Below are 16,901 nucleotides of genomic sequence, written 5' to 3' on the forward strand. Positions count from 1 at the left end.
CTCATTTGTAATGACGAACTATTTATTTTTTACTGCTTAATGCAACTGATTAACAATTTACTTTACTGGGTTTTTCCATTATTGTTCCGCAATTATCACAAGAACATTTTTGCTTGTCTGAATAATATTTATCGAAAATTACTGGCATATCTGTTTCTATATTATCTAATGCAAATTCTTCTCTATATAAAGGATTCCCACAGTTTTCACAATACCATTCTAAAGCATCTAACATACCTTCAGAACGTGGATATTCGATAACTAAACCAACTGTATTTTCTTTTCTTTGAGGTGAGTGAGGTACTTTTGCTGGTAGCAAATAAATATCGCCTTCGTTGATTTCTACATCAATCATTTCTCCTTTATCGTCTATGATTTTTAAAATCATATCTCCTTCTACTTGATAAAAAAACTCTGGTGTTTCGTTATAATGATAATCTTTTCTAGAATTTGGTCCACCTACAACCATAACAATATACTCGCCATTATCCCAAACTTGCTTGTTACCAACTGGTGGTTTTAATAAATGACGATGTTCATCAATCCACTTTTTAAAATTTAAAGGTTGTACTAAATTACTCATTTCTTTTAGATTTTTAGATTGTTGGATGTATAGATTGTTAGACTTTAAAATTACTGTTTTTTTATCACTTAAGTTGGCAAACAAGTTTAGCCCAGATTGAAACGGCATCCTTTTTTCTTTTTCAGAAAAAAGAAATAGTGGAAAGCTGGAAATTGCTTCTAATAAAATTACAAACTTTTTGTTCTTCCACCATCAACAGGAACATTAATTCCGTTAATAAAACTTGCTTTTTCACTTGTTAAAAATACAATTGCGTTTGCAATTTCTTCTGGTTTTCCAAAACGATTTGCTGGTGAAGCCTTCATCATAATATCAGAAACTTTTTCTATAGTAAATCCTGTTTTTTTAGATTTATTTTTAATAATCTCAGTTAATCGCTCAGTATTTGTTGCACCTGGTAAAACATTGTTTACTGTAATACTAAATTGCCCCAATTCATTTGCTAATGTTTTAGACCAATTTGCAACTGCACCTCTAATAGTATTACTAACCCCTAAACCATCTAAAGGTTGTTTTACTGAAGTAGAAATTACATTTATTATTCTACCATAACCACAATCTTTCATATAAGGAACTAAAGCCTGAACTAAAACGTGATTACATTTTAGATGCAGAGTAAAAGCTTTTTCAAATTCACCTATTTCTGCATTAAAAATTGAACCTCCTGCTGGTCCACCAGTATTATTTATTAAGATATGAAAGTTTAATTTTGAATTTTCTAAAACTTCTTTTAATTCATCTGGCTTAGAAAAATCTGCAACTAAATAACTATGTTTTTGATTGTTGTTTGGCAACTCTGCTAAAACAGATTTTAATTTTTCTTCATTTCTAGCAATTAAAGTTACGTTTGCACCTTCTTCTGCAAGTAAAATTGCTGTTGCTTTTCCTATGCCTTGTGTGCTTCCGCAAACTAAGGCGTTTTTGTTTTGTAATTTTAAATTCATATTTTATAGATGAGAGAAAAAAGAAGTTAGAAACAAGACTTTTTGGTCTCTTTTTTTGATTCTTTTATCTTAATTCTTATTTATTCTCTAATATCATTTTTTTAATTTTCACTGCTTTTTCAAAGTGATCTAATTTGTGAGTTTCAATCCACCAAGTTGCTGCTTCCATTAACAACTTCGGATTGTCATTTTTATTTTTGAAAAATGCATAAAAAGACAAACCTACGTTTGTTCCTTTCTTGTCAATTTTATCATCACAAACTTGTATGATTTTTTCTCTTAATTCTTTATTCATTTTTTTATTTAAAGATTAAATAATTCAAAAATTGAAAATAATTATATTTTCAGCTTCCAAATTAGTTCTCGATACAATTTTTCGATCCTCAAAATCACTCGAACTGACACTAACATTTTGCAATTATTGTAGTTTAAAACGAACAATGGAATCCTTTAATATTTTAATTCTTAAATCTTTTAATACTTAATACAAATATTCTTTGGTTCTGTAAAGAAACGTAGTGCTTCAAATCCGCCTTCGCGTCCTACTCCACTTTCTTTTTGTCCGCCAAAAGGAGTTCTTAAATCTCTCATTAGCCATGTATTGACCCAAACAATTCCGCAATGTAATTGTTTAGAAAATTGCATGGTTCGGTTTAAGTTATTTGTCCATAAAGTAGCTGATAATCCGTATTTTACGTCATTTGCTAATTGTAAAGCTCCTCCATCTGTTTTAAATGACATTAAAGTTACAACAGGACCAAAAATTTCTTCTTGATTCAATCTACACGTATTGCTTTCTACCTCTACAATTGTTGGTTGTAAATAGTAGCCATTTTCACAATTTTCAACCTCAACTTTCTTTCCTCCAAAAAGTATTTTTCCGCCTTCATTTTCTGCTATATCAATATACGATTTCACTTTTTCTAAATGTTGTTTAGAAACCAAAGCGCCAATATTTGTACTTTCTTCTGACGGATTTCCAACTTTTAATTGTGATACTTTCTGAACAAAATCTTTTTTGAATTGCTCATAGATTTTTTCTTCTACAAAAATTCTACTTCCACATAAACAAATCTGACCTTGATTTGCAAACGAAGAGCGAACCGTAGTTTCTAACATCTTCTCATAATCGCAATCTGCAAAAATGATATTCGGATTTTTACCGCCTAATTCCAACGATAATTTTTTAAACATTGGTGCGGCAACTCGTGCAATATGCGCGCCTGTTGTTGTTCCTCCTGTAAAAGAAATTGCTTTAATCTTTTTATGTTCAACAATTGCTTGCCCTGTTGAAGTTCCTAATCCGTGAACAATATTCAACACGCCTTTTGGCAAACCAGCTTCTGTACAAATTTCTCCTAATAAATAAGCTGTCATTGGTGTTACTTCGCTTGGTTTTGCAATCACACAATTTCCTGATGCAATTGCTGGCGCAATTTTCCAAGTAAATAAATACAAAGGTAAATTCCACGGAGAAATGCAACCGACAACTCCAATTGGTTGGCGTAAGGTAAAATTAACAGCATTTAAACCTACGCTTTCGTGTGCTTCCGAAGAAAACTGGGTAATGGCATTTGCAAAAAACTGAAAGTTAGACGACGCTCTTGGAATATCTATTGCTTTGGCTAAACTCAACGGTTTGCCGTTATCTTTTGATTCTGCTGCCGCAAGTTTGTCTAAATTTTTGGTGATTAAATCTGCTATTTTTGATAGGATTTTATGGCGTTCATCTAAAGTTGTATTGCTCCAACTTGGAAAAACTTTTGCTGCAGATTGAAATGCCAACTCAACATCTTCTTTGGTTGAGTTTGGTATTTGTCCGCAAACTTCTCCTATTGCTGGATTGTAGTTATCAATAAACTCGCCGTTTATTGGGTTTATGAATTCTCCGTTTATGTAGTTTTTTATGTTCATTATTTATAATGCTGAACAAACTGAAATTAAAAGATAATTTTTATCTAAAAATTCTTTTTGTAGTTTACTATAGTATTTAAAATAAGGTTCTTCTTTTTGACCTTTAATGGTTCTTAATTCTTTGACCTTTTTTACAAGTAAAGGCTTAATTTTTTCTTTTTCCTGGTTTAATTGTGTTATTTCATCTGTTGTTATTAAAATGTCAGAGCAATTTTCAGAAAAAATATCTTCTTCACCTTCTTTATTGATAAAAATGTAATTAATCCCCTTTTGATTGATAATTCTAAATTCCTTTTCATTTAATTTTATCAATCTATAACTCGGTGTAAAACTCAAATATTCAGAAATTCTAATAGATTTATTTTTTAAAAAGTTGATTTTCACCTCTGAATCTTTAACAGTAAAATCATAATTAATACCAAAACTTAAAGTTTTAATATTTTTGTAAATATTAATTTCATTTTTGGAACTTGTTCTTTTTAAATAACTATAAAAATCTTCATTTTGCTGAAACTTCTCATAACTATAATGATAAACATAACCGATTAAGTTTTCTCCGGCAACATCTACATTAATAAAAAAACGATAAGCATAACCTGCGTCAGCAAATAAATTTGTTGAAATAGAAATTAATATTATTAAAATTATTTTCTTCATCTTAAATTATAGATTCCTGCCTTCACAGGAATGACAAAACTGTCTTGGTTCTTATTTCTTAATAACTCTAATCATTCTTTTTATAAGCCGTCACTTTAATTTCCACCACCAAATCTGGATGCGGTAATTGATGCACTGCAACTGTGGTTCTTGTTGGCCCAGTTTCTTTATCAAAAAACTCTGCGTAGGCTTTGTTATAACCTGCAAAATCGTTCATATTTACCAAGAACGAAGAAACATCTACGACATCTTTTATGGATGCTCCAACGGTTTTTAAAGTTTTATCGATGTTGTTTAAAACTTCACGTGTTTGTGTTTCGGCATTTAAACGCTTTGTACCCATTTCGTCAATAATGTCTACTCCAGCAATTGAATTATCTGAACGTCTTGAACTTGTTCCTGAAACAAATATAAAATCTCCCACAACTTTTACGTGTGGATATGCGCCTCTTGGTGTTACTTTTTTTTGACATATTTATGCGGTTGCTAAAGTTAATAACTTTACTGTTGTGTTATAATTTCTTGTGGTTGCCGTTATGTTTAACTTTCGTTCAAACAAATTGTTAGACAGTTTTGTTTTTGCAAATGTTGACGGACAATAAATATACACCATATCATCGTGAATTTTATATTCATCGTCATTAATTCCTTTTGCTTCAATTTTAGTTTCCGTTGTCTTTTTATCTAAAAATACAAAAGCTACTATTTTTGGATTTTCTGTCGGAAAAGGATAATTCTTAATCGCTTTTTTCCATTCTGAAACGGTTTTTGCAATTACCGGAACATCATACCCAAATTTAATTGTAATTCCGTCTTTTATCTTTTTACAGATAATGGTTTTACTCTCTTCGGAAGTTAAAATAATATTTCCACTTTGGATATATGTTTTTACATTTTGAAAACCCAACTCATTTAATAAATCACGTAAATCTGCCATCGGAAGTTTATTTTTTCCTGACACGTTGATTCCGCGAAGTAAGATGATGTATGTTTTCATTTATAATCCTGCGATTTTATCTTCTTGTAAAATTTCGTTAGTTTCTTGTTGCACCTTTTTTAATACTGATTTTAAATCAGAAATATCTTCTAAATCATTATCTGCAACCATATTTAACAATGCTTTATCTTGAGCTCTTCCTCTTTTCATTGCTTCTGCATATGGAATATCTTCGTTAAAAGTCACCATCGAGTATTTCGAGAAATACTCATTTGGAAATTTTTTTCTAATGTCATTTCTAATTTTCGTTTTTCTTTAAAAATAGGATTTGCAACGTGATCTTTCATCTCGTGAAAGTTATCAATCGCTAAATCAGCAATGGCATCTGTATCTTCTTTTCTTGAATTTTGATACGTTTTAAAAACTGCTTCCCAACTCCCTAAATCTTGATTTAAAATCGAGTCAAAAACCGTAACATCTTCAAACGAAGCATTCATTCCTTGTCCATAAAACGGAACAATAGCATGTGCAGCATCGCCCATTAAAATGGTTTTATTTTGGTACATCCAAGGCGAACATTTTACAGTTCCTAACGCTCCTGTTGGATTGTTAAAAAATTCATCTTTTATACTTGGAATCAATTCTAATGCATCAGGAAATTGCTCTTCAAAAAAGGCGGTTATTTTTTCTTCGGAAGTTAAATTATTGAAATTATATTTTCCTTCATCATAACTTAAAAAGAGCGTTACTGTAAAACTTCCGTCCATATTTGGTAAGGCAATTAACATATATTCTCCACGAGGCCAAATGTGTAAATGTCCATCACTTATTTGATGTTTTCCATTTTTATCGGCTGGAATTTCTAATTCTTTATAACCGTGCGTTAAATAATTTTGCGAATAACTAAATAAAAACTTACGCTCTAAATAGTAACTTTTACGCAACACTGAACCTGCACCATCAGTTCCGAAGATAACATCGGCATCAATCGAAAACTCCTCTTTTGTTGTATAATTTTTAAAATGTGCAACTGTGTTTTCTATATCTACCGAAGTACATTTTGAATTGAAATGTATATTTACATTTTTGTGCTTTTCAGCTTCTGTAAGTAGAATTCCGTTTAAATCGCCACGAGAAATTGAATTGATATACTCATTTTCTCTACCAGAATAATTAGACGCAAAAGTATTTCCTTCTTTGTCATGCATTAAGCGTCCATACATCGGAATGCATATTTCTCTTGCCTTTTCTTCTACTCCGCATAAACGTAAGGCTTTAAATCCGCGGTCTGACAATGCTAAATTTATACTTCTTCCTGCGGAAATATCTGTAGTTCGTAAATCTGGACGACTTTCATACACCTCAACTTTATAACCTCTTTGGGCTAAACGCAATGCTAATAAACTTCCGCAAAGTCCAGCTCCTAATATTAGTATTTTATCTTTTTTGTTCATTATTTAATATTGATTGGAAATAAAAGTCATAAGCTACATATAACTTAACAAATTCTAAATTTTCTAATTGTGAAAAATTAAGTGCAGTTACTTTTGTTCTTGGTGATGCATTACAAACAGATTCTAAAGCCTCTATATATTGATTGAACTTCTTACTTTCATTTTGACTTTTAATACACTGAAAAAAATCTTCATAAGGATAAAAGATATATGAACTTTTGAGTTGTTCATCAGACATTATACTATCATTATTTATTAATAGAACAACCTCTTCATTTTCACCTTCACCAATTCTTTCTTCATAATTTTTATTTAAGTCATAAAGATTAATATATATAGATTCAAAAACTTTAGATTGTTTTAATTCTTTTATAAAAGATAAAGATGCTTTTGAATGTAACTTTATCTGTGAATTTAAGGGTTCTACAAAATCTTTCAAATATTTTTTATAGAGTTCATTTATCGTCAATTTTTCATCTGAATAAAATTCTTTAAGCTCATTTTCAAAAACAGAAACCCCTTCATTTAAAAACTTAACTTCATCTTTTGAAAAACAACTTGATAAATTATTTGCATAATTTACAGTCACTTTTACCGTATTCGAACAAGTAAACAGAAAAAAACAACTAAAAATAATAAATATCTTTTTCATTTATAACAATCCTTTTAAAATCGAAACCATTCTGTAAACATCTTCAAAACTATTATACATTGGCACAGGTGCGCAACGAATAACGTCTGGTTCTCGCCAATCTGTAATAATATTGTTTTCGGTTAGTTTTTTATGTAAACTTTTATTCGCATTTTTTACTTGAATAGATAATTGACAACCTCTTTCTTTTGGATTACTTGGTGTAATAATTTTTATATCATCAGAATCAATTTGATTGATTAAAAACTCAAAATATCCTGTTAGTTTTTCTGATTTTTTTCGCAATGCTTCCATTCCAACTTCATCAAACATATCTAATGAAGCTTTAATTGCCGCCATTGATAATATTGGCGGATTTGATAATTGCCAACCTTCTGCTCCAGCCATAACATCAAATGGTTGACGCATATTAAATCGGGTTTCTTTGTTATGATTCCACCAACCCGCAAAACGCGGTAAATCTTTATTGTGTGCGTGTTTTTCGTGAACGAATAATCCACCTAAACTTCCTGGTCCGGAATTTAAATATTTGTAGGTACACCAAGCTGCAAAATCCACACCTGAATTGTGTAATTCTGGTGAAATATTTCCTGCTCCGTGTGCTAAATCGATTCCGACGACGCAATCTTTTGAATGACCAATTTCTGCAATTCTTTTTAAATTTAAATATTGACCTGTGTAATAATTTACGCCACCAATTAACAATAAAGCTATTTCATCTCCTTGTTCAGAAACGATGGTTTCTAAATCATCTATATTTAATAATTCTTCTCCTTTTCTTGGTTTCCATTCAATTACATCTTCTTCAGAAAAACCATGAAATTTTAATTGCGATTGTACCGCATATCTATCTGAAGGAAAAGCATCCGACTCAATAACAATTTTATATTTTGTTTTTGTTGGTCTGTAAAACGAAACCATTAACAAATGAAGATTGGTTGTAAGTGTATTCATAACCACAACTTCAATTGGTTTTGCGCCTACAATTTTAGCCATATTTCCAGTAAGAAACTCATGATAAGGCATCCAAGGGTTTTTGGCTTCAAAATGACCTTCTACTCCGTAATTTGCCCAATCATCTAATTCTTGTTGAATATATTCTTTGGTAGCTTTTGGTTGTAACCCTAAAGAGTTTCCTGTAAAATAAAGCCAATTATTCCCCTTTTTGTCTTTAGGAATATGAAATCGATTTCGTAAATAAGATAGTTTATCTTCCTTATCTTGTTGTTGCGCGAATTGTAAAGTGTTTTGATATTTCATTAAATAAAAAAATGATTGTCTTCAAATATAAAACAATCATTTTTAGATTTCAATTTTAAGCAACATATTTAACAGAAAAAACACCCTCTTTTTTCGTCTCAATTTACAAATAACAAAAGCTTTAGTTTTGTATTTTAGCAAAAAACATTTCAATGAAAATAATAAAATATTTTTCTCTATTATTATTTATTGGTTTTATTTCTTGTGAAAAAGAAACAATAAATATTTCCGAATTAGAAAATATTCATGCTACTATAAAAGCTGAATTCGCACCTGATAAGAGAGTTGAGTTATTTGATGTTAATTTTGAATTATCAGATAATCAATTAATTTTAGAAGGAGAAACAACTTCTAAAAAAGCTTTTTCTATTCTCATAGATAGTTTGAATCATAGAAAATTAAAGCTTACAAATAATGTACGTGTTTTACCAGATTCTGCTGTTGGTGATTTAAAGTATGCAATTGCTAGAAATTCTGTAATAAACATACGTTCTAAACCTAAACATTCTGCGGAATTAGGCACACAAGGTATACTAGGAATGCCTTTAAAAGTACTAGATAAAAAAGGAGATTTCTATCGAGTACAAACTCCTGACAATTATATTTCTTGGGTTGATAAAGGCGGAATTACAAGAATGAATAAAGAAGATTTTGATACTTGGAATTACCGAAAGAAAATAATATTTACCAAAAATTTTGGATATGTTTACGCTAAAAGGGATGAAAATTCTCAAATTATTTCTGATATTACTTTAGGAGGAGTATTAAAATATATAGCTTTCCATAAAGATTTTATAGAAGTTAAATATCCTGATGAAAGAAAAGGTTTTGTAAAAAGAAACGAAGCTACCTTATTCGAATCTTGGCTTACTAACTTAGAAGTAACACAAAACAATATAGAAAATGTTGCAAAAAAAATGGATGGTTTCCCTTATTTATGGGGAGGAACTTCTAGCAAAGGAATAGATTGTAGTGGTTTTACTAAAATGGTCTATTTAATGAATGGTTTTATAATACCAAGAGATGCATCACAACAAGTTAATGCTGGTAAAACCGTAGATTCTGATTTAGAATTTAATGATTTAGAAAAAGGAGATTTATTATTCTTTGGTACAAAAGCAACTAAAGAAAAGAAACAACGTGTTGTGCATGTTGGTATTTGGTTAGGAAACGATAAAATGGAATTTATTCACGCTTCTGGGAACGTTCATTTAAGTTCTATGGATAAAAATCATACTAAGTATGATGAATTTAATAAGAATAGATATTTAGGAAGTAAACGCTACTTAGGTGTAAAAGATGAAATGATTATTAATTTGAAAGAGAAAATTAAGCTCTAAGATATCTTTACAATAAAGACTGTTAAAATAATCTTTTTTTAATAATGTGGGATTGCCATTGTTTACAAAAAAGTAAACTTTGCAATAACAAAATGTTTGCAAACATGTTTAGCCCTGATTGAAGTGGCATCCCTTTTTATTACTAAAATAAATAAGCGTCATTGCTAGGAACGAAGCAATCTGTTTTTAATTATGAGATTGCCACAGTTTACAAAAAAGTAAACTTCGCAATGACAGAAAATAAAAAGATATAACGAAAAGCAGGAAATAGCTTCAAAAAAATATCCTTCAATTTAAAAACTGAAGGATATTTATAATATTTAATTTTAATAAAAAGATTGCTTCGTTCCTCGCAATGACGTATATTAAGGTTAATACAAAACTCTAAACTTAATTGTTCCTTCTATTTTTCTTAATTCATCTAAAACCTCTGTGTTATATTCTTTGTCTAAATCTGTAATTACATAACCAACTTTAGGATCTGTAGATAAAAACTGACCGTTAATATTTAAATCATATTCAGCTAAAACCTTATTAATTTTTGCCATAACGCCAGGAACATTTTTATGAATGTGTAAGAATCTGTGCGCTTTTGTTTGTCTTGGTAATCGAATATTTGGGAAGTTTACAGCATCTACTGTATTCCCAGAATTAATATAAGCCATAATTTTACTTGGAACAAAATCTGCAATATCTCTTTGCGCTTCTTCTGTACTTCCACCAACGTGTGGTGTTAAAATTACGTTTGGCAATCCTTTTAATTCGGTAAAAAACTCACCATTTTTCCTTGGTTCTTCAGGATAAACATCTACTGCTGTTCCTGCAATTTTACCTGATTTTAAAGCTGCTACTAAAGCAGGAATATCAACCACAAAACCACGAGAAAGATTTACTAAATGTGCACCGTCTTTCATTTGAGAAATTTCTTTTTCTCCGAAGAAATTTTTATTTGCAGCATTATCATCAACATGTAAAGTTACTACATCTGAAAGTGCTAATAAATCTGATAATTCATCTACTTTAGTTGCGTTTCCTAATGCTAATTTGTCTTCAACATCATAATAATATACGTCCATTCCTAGCGCTTCTGCTAAAATTGATAATTGCTTACCAATATTACCATAACCAACAATACCTAGTTTTTTACCACGAACTTCTCTAGAACCTTCTGCTGTTTTATTCCATTGACCGTTATGAATTTCTGTGCTTCGTTGAAAAACAGAACGCATTAACATAATGATTTCTCCAATAGCTAATTCTACTACAGAACGTGTATTACTATATGGTGCATTAAAAACTACAATTCCGTTTTCTTTACACGCTTCTAAATCTATTTGCTTTGTACCGATACAAAATGCTGAAACCACCATTAATTTTTCAGCTGCATTAACTACTTTTTGAGTAACATGTGTTTTAGATCGAATTCCTAAAACGTGTACATCTTTTATTTTTTCAATTAATTCGTCTTCAGACAAACTTTTTGAAACTGTTTCTACTGTAAAACCATCTTTAGACAACTTCTTAAAAGCGTCTGAATGTACGTTTTCTAACAATAAAATTTTAATTCTGTTCTTTGGGTATGAGATATTTCTTGGCAAATCGTTTACGTATAAAAATTCATCTAAATTAGGAGCAATATGGTCTGCATTTTCTGTCGTTTTTTCTCTTGATACATTTTCTGTGTAGGCAAAAAACTTATCTGCTACACCAGCTTCTCGAGTTACATAATCGCTATAACCATCTCCAATAACTTGTATTTCTCCGTCTAAATTCATGTCTTTTAAACATTGTATTTTTCCGTTGTGTTGAGAAAGTGGGTTATTAGCATCAAAGCTAATAATTTTCCCTTCATTATCAAATTCAAAAGTATTTGCAAATACTCTTTCTGTAGGAATATTGTATGCCGCAACAATTGGATCTATAAACTCTTTAAATCCACAGGAAATCACATAAATATCTTCTGCAAATTCTTCAAAAAACTCTTTGTTACTTTCTATAGATTTTGAAACCTGCTTCTTTAAAGCTTCTACTAAACCATCTAAATCAGACTTATTAGCTTCTAATAAATTAATTCTACGTTCTAAAGATTCTGTAAAAGAGATTTCCCCGTCAATTCCTAAATTAGTAATATCAATTATTTCTTGAATAATTTCTTCTTTTTTAGGATTATTTTGCAAAGTAATTTCAGCTAAAACATCTAGTGCTTCTACACGCGTTAATGTACTATCAAAATCAAAAATATAATTTCTTTTTGTGCTAATCATTTTTTTAAAATCTTAGATCATTTATAGACTGTAAATCTACAAATATAGTAGAAATTAAGGAAGCTATTTTATAGTTTTGCGATATCTGTTTTATTTGGCATTATAATTAAAACACATTACCAAAATAAAATATTTTGTGCTTAAAAATTATGAAATCCTAAAGAAATAACCACCAAACAATTGGCAACGCTTCAACAAAAAAAGAACTATAGTATTTAGACTGGTCTATTTTGGCTCTCATTAAGAGTAATATCACTAAAAAAAGAACATCATAAAAGGTGTTTTTACAATACTTAAAGGAGAGAACAAATATTCTAAAACAAGTGCAAAAATCATTAATGTTAAACCTAATTTCTTCGTTTTTTCTACGCCTATTTTTTTGGGAATTGTTTGCAGAGAAATAGCATCGTATTTTACATCTCTAATATCAAAAGGAAGTATTAAAACCACCACAATTAAAAAGCGTTGCATTGCCAAGAAAATTACATTTAATGTAATTTCAACATCAGAATTCACAACAGGAATCAATACAGTAAAACCAGCCCAAACCAAAGCAACAACAACTATTTTAAGAAAACTAACTTGTCTTAAATTTTTATGGAATCCGCTTAAAAACGGAACCGCATACAACAAAGTTAATATTTCTAAAGGAATACAATACAACAGTGTTTTTAGAGAAATTTGAGAAACAAAATAACACATGGCTAAAAAGCAGAAAAAAGAAAATATTTGAATAATTTTTAATCCGTTTGTTAAACTTCTGTGATGCAATTTTGCCACACCTGCAAACTTTACAAAATTATAACCCGTAATTGTGCTAAAAAAATAAAAAAATTTAGATTTTCGTTATACGGTAATCCTAAATAAAACTCGGTAACTCTAACCAAAGCATACACAGCTAAAGCTACGTGAATACTAGCATTTAAGTAAAAATCTAACACCGATTTTAAGATCTTCATTTCACAAAAATAACCTTTCTGTTCATAACCTTTATAATTCGTTAATAATTAACTGCTTTTATCTTCTTTTTTGGACATAAATTATCTATAAAAATTCCTATTTTTGAGACCTGTAAAAAGCAGAACTATAACGATTGAAATTAGCAACAATTAACAACTAAAAAATGAATACAAATTCGTTTCAATTAAGGCATATTGGTCCTAACCAAGATGAACAAAAAAATGTTAGCTACCATTAAGGCTAATGATATAGATCAATTAATTTTAGAAACCATACCTGATGATATTCGTTTAAAAAACGAATTAGATTTAGAACCGGCAATGAGCGAATATGAGTATTTAGCACATATTAAAGCATTGTCTGAAAAAAATTCTGTGTTTAAATCTTACATTGGTCTTGGATATCACGAAGCTATTGTGCCTAGTGTTATACAACGTAATATTTTAGAAAACCCAGGTTGGTATACAGCTTATACGCCTTACCAAGCAGAAATTGCACAAGGTAGATTAGAAGCTTTGTTAAATTACCAAACAATGGTTTGCGATTTAACAGGAATGGAACTTGCAAACGCCTCTTTATTAGACGAAAGTACTGCTACTGCAGAAGCAATGGCACTATTATTTAATGTTAGAGAAAGAGCAAAGAAAAAAGCAGGAGCAAATAAATTCTTTGTTTCCGAAGAAATATTGCCTCAAAATCTATCTGTTTTACAAACACGTTCTACACCTATTGGAATTGAATTAGTTGTTGGAAACCACGAAGAATTTGATTTTGCTGATGATTTTTTCGGAGCAATTTTACAATATCCTGGTAAACATGGTCAAGTTAACGACTATACAAGTTTCGTTGCAAAAGCAAATGAAAACAATATAAAAGTAGCAGTTGCAGCTGATATTTTATCATTAGTAAAGTTAAAAGCACCTGCAGAATTTGGTGTAGATGTTGTAGTTGGTACAACGCAACGTTTCGGAATTCCGTTAGGTTACGGTGGTCCTCACGCAGGATATTTTGCTACTAAAGAAGCTTACAAAAGAAGTATTCCTGGTCGTATTATTGGTGTTACTAAATGTAAAAACGGTAAACGTGCTTTAAGAATGGCTTTACAAACTAGAGAGCAACATATTAAACGTGAAAAAGCAACTTCTAACATTTGTACTGCTCAAGTTTTATTAGCTGTTATGGCAGGAATGTATGCTGTGTATCATGGTAAAGATGGATTAAAATATATTGCTGATAGAGTTCACTCTTCAACAGTTACTATAGCAAATGCTTTAACTAGTTTAGGGTTTGAGCAAACAAACACATCGTTTTTTGATACGATTACTGTAAATGTTGATGCTAAAAAATTAAAAGCAATTGCTGAAGAAAATAACATTAACTTTAATTATATTGATGATAATACGGTTTCTATTTCTATAAATGAAACAGTTTCTTTAAAAGAAATTAATGAAATTGTAGATTGTTTTAAATTGGCTTTTAATGTTGATGAAACGCCTGTTACCACACTTTCTACTTCAGAAAAAATTACAGATAACCTTTTAAGAAACACATCGTTTTTAGACAACGAAATTTTTAACACATTCAGATCTGAAACAGATATGATGCGTTATATAAAGAAATTAGAGCGTAAAGATTTAGCATTAAATCATTCTATGATTTCTTTAGGATCTTGTACTATGAAACTAAATGCAGCTTCAGAGATGTTGCCATTAAGTAATCCTCAATGGGGAAATATACACCCTTTTGTGCCTTTAAATCAAGCAGAAGGATATCAAGAAGTTCTTAAAAAATTAGAGCATCAGTTAAATATTATTACTGGTTTTGCTGGTACTTCTTTACAACCAAATTCTGGTGCACAAGGTGAGTTTGCTGGGTTGATGACTATTAGAGCGTATCATGAAGCTAATGGAGATACTAACAGAAACATTTGTTTAATTCCTGCTTCTGCACACGGTACAAATCCGGCTTCTGCAGTTATGGCTGGTATGAAGGTTGTAGTTACCAAAACAGACGAAAAAGGAAATATTGATGTAGAAGATTTACGTGCAAAAGCACTTTTACATAAAGACAACCTATCTGCTTTAATGGTTACATATCCTTCTACACACGGAGTGTATGAAAAAGCTATTATGGAAATCACACAGATTATTCATGATAATGGCGGACAAGTATATATGGATGGCGCAAACATGAACGCGCAAGTTGGTTTAACAAACCCTGCAACTATTGGTGCAGATGTTTGTCACTTAAACTTACACAAAACATTTGCCATTCCGCATGGTGGTGGTGGTCCTGGAGTTGGCCCAATTTGTGTGGCTCCACAATTAGTACCATTTTTACCTACAAATCCTATAATTGCAACCGGAGGAGAAAACGCAATTACAGCTATTTCTGCAGCGCCTTGGGGTTCTGCTTTGGCTTGCTTAATTTCTTACGGATATATTACAATGTTGGGTGCAGACGGATTGACAAATTCTACCAAAAACGCCATCTTAAACGCCAACTATATTAAAGAGCGCTTAAACGGACATTACCCAACTTTATATACGGGAGAAATGAACAGAGCTGCGCACGAAATGATTATTGATTGCCGTGATTTTAAACAAAAAGGAATTGAAGTTGTAGATATTGCAAAGCGTTTAATGGACTATGGTTTTCATGCTCCAACCGTTTCTTTTCCTGTAGGTGGAACGATGATGATTGAGCCTACAGAATCTGAATCTTTAGCCGAATTAGATCGTTTTTGTGATGCCATGATTTCTATTAGAAAAGAAATTTCTGAAGCTACAAAAGAAGACATAAACAACCCTTTAAAGAACGCACCACATACTCAAGAAATGTTAACTGCCGATGATTGGCAATTACCATATTCTAGAAAACAGGCTGCATTTCCTTTAGAATATATTGCCGATAATAAATTTTGGCCTTCTGTTCGTAGAGTTGATGATGCTTTTGGAGATAGAAACCTAATTTGTTCTTGTAATCCAATTGAAGATTATATGTAAACACTCAGTGTTTTTAAGTATTTTAAAACCGTTTCTTTGTGAAGCGGTTTTTTTTGTTTTAAAATCAGGTGTTTCCTCAATTGATTTTTTAATTCAAAAAAACTAACTTCGCTAACTACGAATATAAGTCACTTGTGCTGAACTTGATTCAGTATTAAAACTGACGTCATATTCGTGTTGACGTTGCCAAACATATGAGGAAGATACTTATACTATTCATTTTTTTAGGTCTTATTAATTGTAAAAATAATTCTGAAAACCCAATAATTGAAAATCTAAATAAAGATATAACATCAAAACAAGTTATTAAAAGAACTTTTTTTACCCATCTAAAGAATCATTTGAAAGAAAAAGATTAGTTAAAATTAACTTAACTAACATTAATATAAGTTTTAAAGAGTTAACCCAATTAATTGAGGAAATTCGAAATAAAGATTCAATTCCATATTTGGAACTGAATAAAAATGATACAATACGAAAAATTATTCCTTTTCATTACAATGCTATTGGATTAGTTAAATTAAACAACATATTTCGAATAAATAAAGATTCAATTCTTATTGACAATCATTATTCAATTAATAACTTACCTAAATTATTAAAAACATTTTATGAAAATAATGGCAAAAAACCAAACTATTCTGACAACCCTGAATCTCCAATAATCGAAATAAAAATTGATTCAAATAATAACACTTCTAACTTGAATGAAATATTATTTAAATTAACCGAATTAATTGACAAATTAAATATTAAAAACCCAAGCACTATAAAAGCACGAATATTCTTGAATAATGAAATACTCATTCCTAGACCTGCTTCACCTAAACCTGAAATTTGCATATTTAATTAGGTAAAAAAACGTTTAGCAACAAAGAACTGAGTTAAAAACCAAACAAATTCTTCATTAAATTTAGGCAATAGTCTTCTA

At 30.3% G+C, this 16,901-nt stretch carries 13 protein-coding genes and 2 pseudogenes; 3 read left to right on the plus strand and 12 right to left on the minus strand.

Annotation, left to right across the window (positions count from 1 at the left end; all coding sequences use genetic code 11):
- Positions 1 to 49 precede the first annotated feature (49 nt).
- The 10 genes and pseudogenes from N5A56_RS09745 to kynU all read right to left on the minus strand — a co-directional run bounded on the left by N5A56_RS09745 (position 50) and on the right by kynU (position 8,401).
- Complete coding sequence (locus N5A56_RS09745; protein ID WP_265726125.1) at positions 50 to 583, minus strand: 3-hydroxyanthranilate 3,4-dioxygenase; 534 nt, start codon at positions 581 to 583, stop codon at positions 50 to 52.
- A gap of 167 nt (positions 584 to 750) precedes the next feature.
- A complete protein-coding gene (locus tag N5A56_RS09750; protein ID WP_265725290.1) occupies positions 751 to 1,527 on the minus strand; it encodes an SDR family oxidoreductase in 777 nt (258 codons plus the stop codon).
- A 76-nt stretch (positions 1,528 to 1,603) separates the two neighbouring features.
- On the minus strand, positions 1,604 to 1,822 hold the full coding sequence (locus N5A56_RS09755) for a DUF6500 family protein (RefSeq protein WP_265725291.1): 219 nt from the start codon (positions 1,820 to 1,822) through the stop codon (positions 1,604 to 1,606).
- A 179-nt stretch (positions 1,823 to 2,001) separates the two neighbouring features.
- Positions 2,002 to 3,441, minus strand: a complete 1,440-nt coding sequence (locus tag N5A56_RS09760) for an aldehyde dehydrogenase (protein WP_265725292.1) — start codon at positions 3,439 to 3,441, stop codon at positions 2,002 to 2,004.
- Positions 3,442 to 3,444: 3 nt separating this feature from the next.
- The gene (locus tag N5A56_RS09765) at positions 3,445 to 4,098 is read right to left on the minus strand and encodes a hypothetical protein (protein WP_265725293.1); all 654 of its coding nucleotides are present in this window, start codon (positions 4,096 to 4,098) and stop codon (positions 3,445 to 3,447) included.
- A 67-nt stretch (positions 4,099 to 4,165) separates the two neighbouring features.
- On the minus strand, positions 4,166 to 4,573 hold the full coding sequence (locus N5A56_RS09770; protein WP_274270578.1) for a RidA family protein: 408 nt from the start codon (positions 4,571 to 4,573) through the stop codon (positions 4,166 to 4,168).
- Positions 4,574 to 5,095, minus strand: coding sequence for a DUF1697 domain-containing protein (locus tag N5A56_RS09775; RefSeq protein WP_265725294.1), 522 nt, complete (start codon positions 5,093 to 5,095; stop codon positions 4,574 to 4,576).
- Positions 5,096 to 6,489: pseudogene (locus N5A56_RS09780) on the minus strand (FAD-dependent oxidoreductase).
- On the minus strand, positions 6,473 to 7,078 hold the full coding sequence (locus N5A56_RS09785) for a hypothetical protein (protein WP_265725295.1): 606 nt from the start codon (positions 7,076 to 7,078) through the stop codon (positions 6,473 to 6,475). The pseudogene N5A56_RS09780 and the gene N5A56_RS09785 overlap by 17 nt, the downstream one beginning before the upstream one ends.
- 63 nt (positions 7,079 to 7,141) lie before the next feature.
- Positions 7,142 to 8,401 (minus strand): kynureninase, encoded by a 1,260-nt coding sequence (kynU, locus tag N5A56_RS09790; RefSeq protein ID WP_265725296.1) that lies wholly within the window; start codon positions 8,399 to 8,401, stop codon positions 7,142 to 7,144.
- 152 nt (positions 8,402 to 8,553) lie between these two features.
- Here kynU and N5A56_RS09795 point away from each other — a divergent pair, with 152 nt between their 5' ends.
- Positions 8,554 to 9,741 (plus strand): C40 family peptidase, encoded by a 1,188-nt coding sequence (locus N5A56_RS09795; RefSeq protein ID WP_265725297.1) that lies wholly within the window; start codon positions 8,554 to 8,556, stop codon positions 9,739 to 9,741.
- A gap of 371 nt (positions 9,742 to 10,112) precedes the next feature.
- Here N5A56_RS09795 and serA read toward each other — a convergent pair whose 3' ends face one another.
- Together serA and N5A56_RS09805 are read right to left on the minus strand one after the other, a co-directional pair.
- Entirely contained in the window at positions 10,113 to 12,005 is a 1,893-nt protein-coding gene (gene serA / locus N5A56_RS09800) for a phosphoglycerate dehydrogenase (protein ID WP_265725298.1), read from the minus strand.
- Between the two features lie 255 nt (positions 12,006 to 12,260).
- Positions 12,261 to 12,785 carry a UbiA prenyltransferase family protein gene (locus N5A56_RS09805; RefSeq protein ID WP_265725299.1) on the minus strand — a complete coding sequence of 175 codons (525 nt, stop codon included), beginning with the start codon at positions 12,783 to 12,785 and terminating at the stop codon, positions 12,261 to 12,263.
- A 343-nt stretch (positions 12,786 to 13,128) separates the two neighbouring features.
- Between N5A56_RS09805 and gcvP the strand changes: the two are divergent.
- A pseudogene (gene gcvP, locus N5A56_RS09810) lies at positions 13,129 to 15,970 on the plus strand (aminomethyl-transferring glycine dehydrogenase).
- 448 nt (positions 15,971 to 16,418) lie between these two features.
- The gene (locus tag N5A56_RS09815; protein WP_274270379.1) at positions 16,419 to 16,823 is read left to right on the plus strand and encodes a hypothetical protein; all 405 of its coding nucleotides are present in this window, start codon (positions 16,419 to 16,421) and stop codon (positions 16,821 to 16,823) included.
- Positions 16,824 to 16,901 lie beyond the last annotated feature (78 nt).

The sequence above is a fragment of the Polaribacter ponticola genome (genome assembly GCF_026191475.2).
Taxonomy (GTDB): Bacteria; Bacteroidota; Bacteroidia; order Flavobacteriales; family Flavobacteriaceae; genus Polaribacter; species Polaribacter ponticola.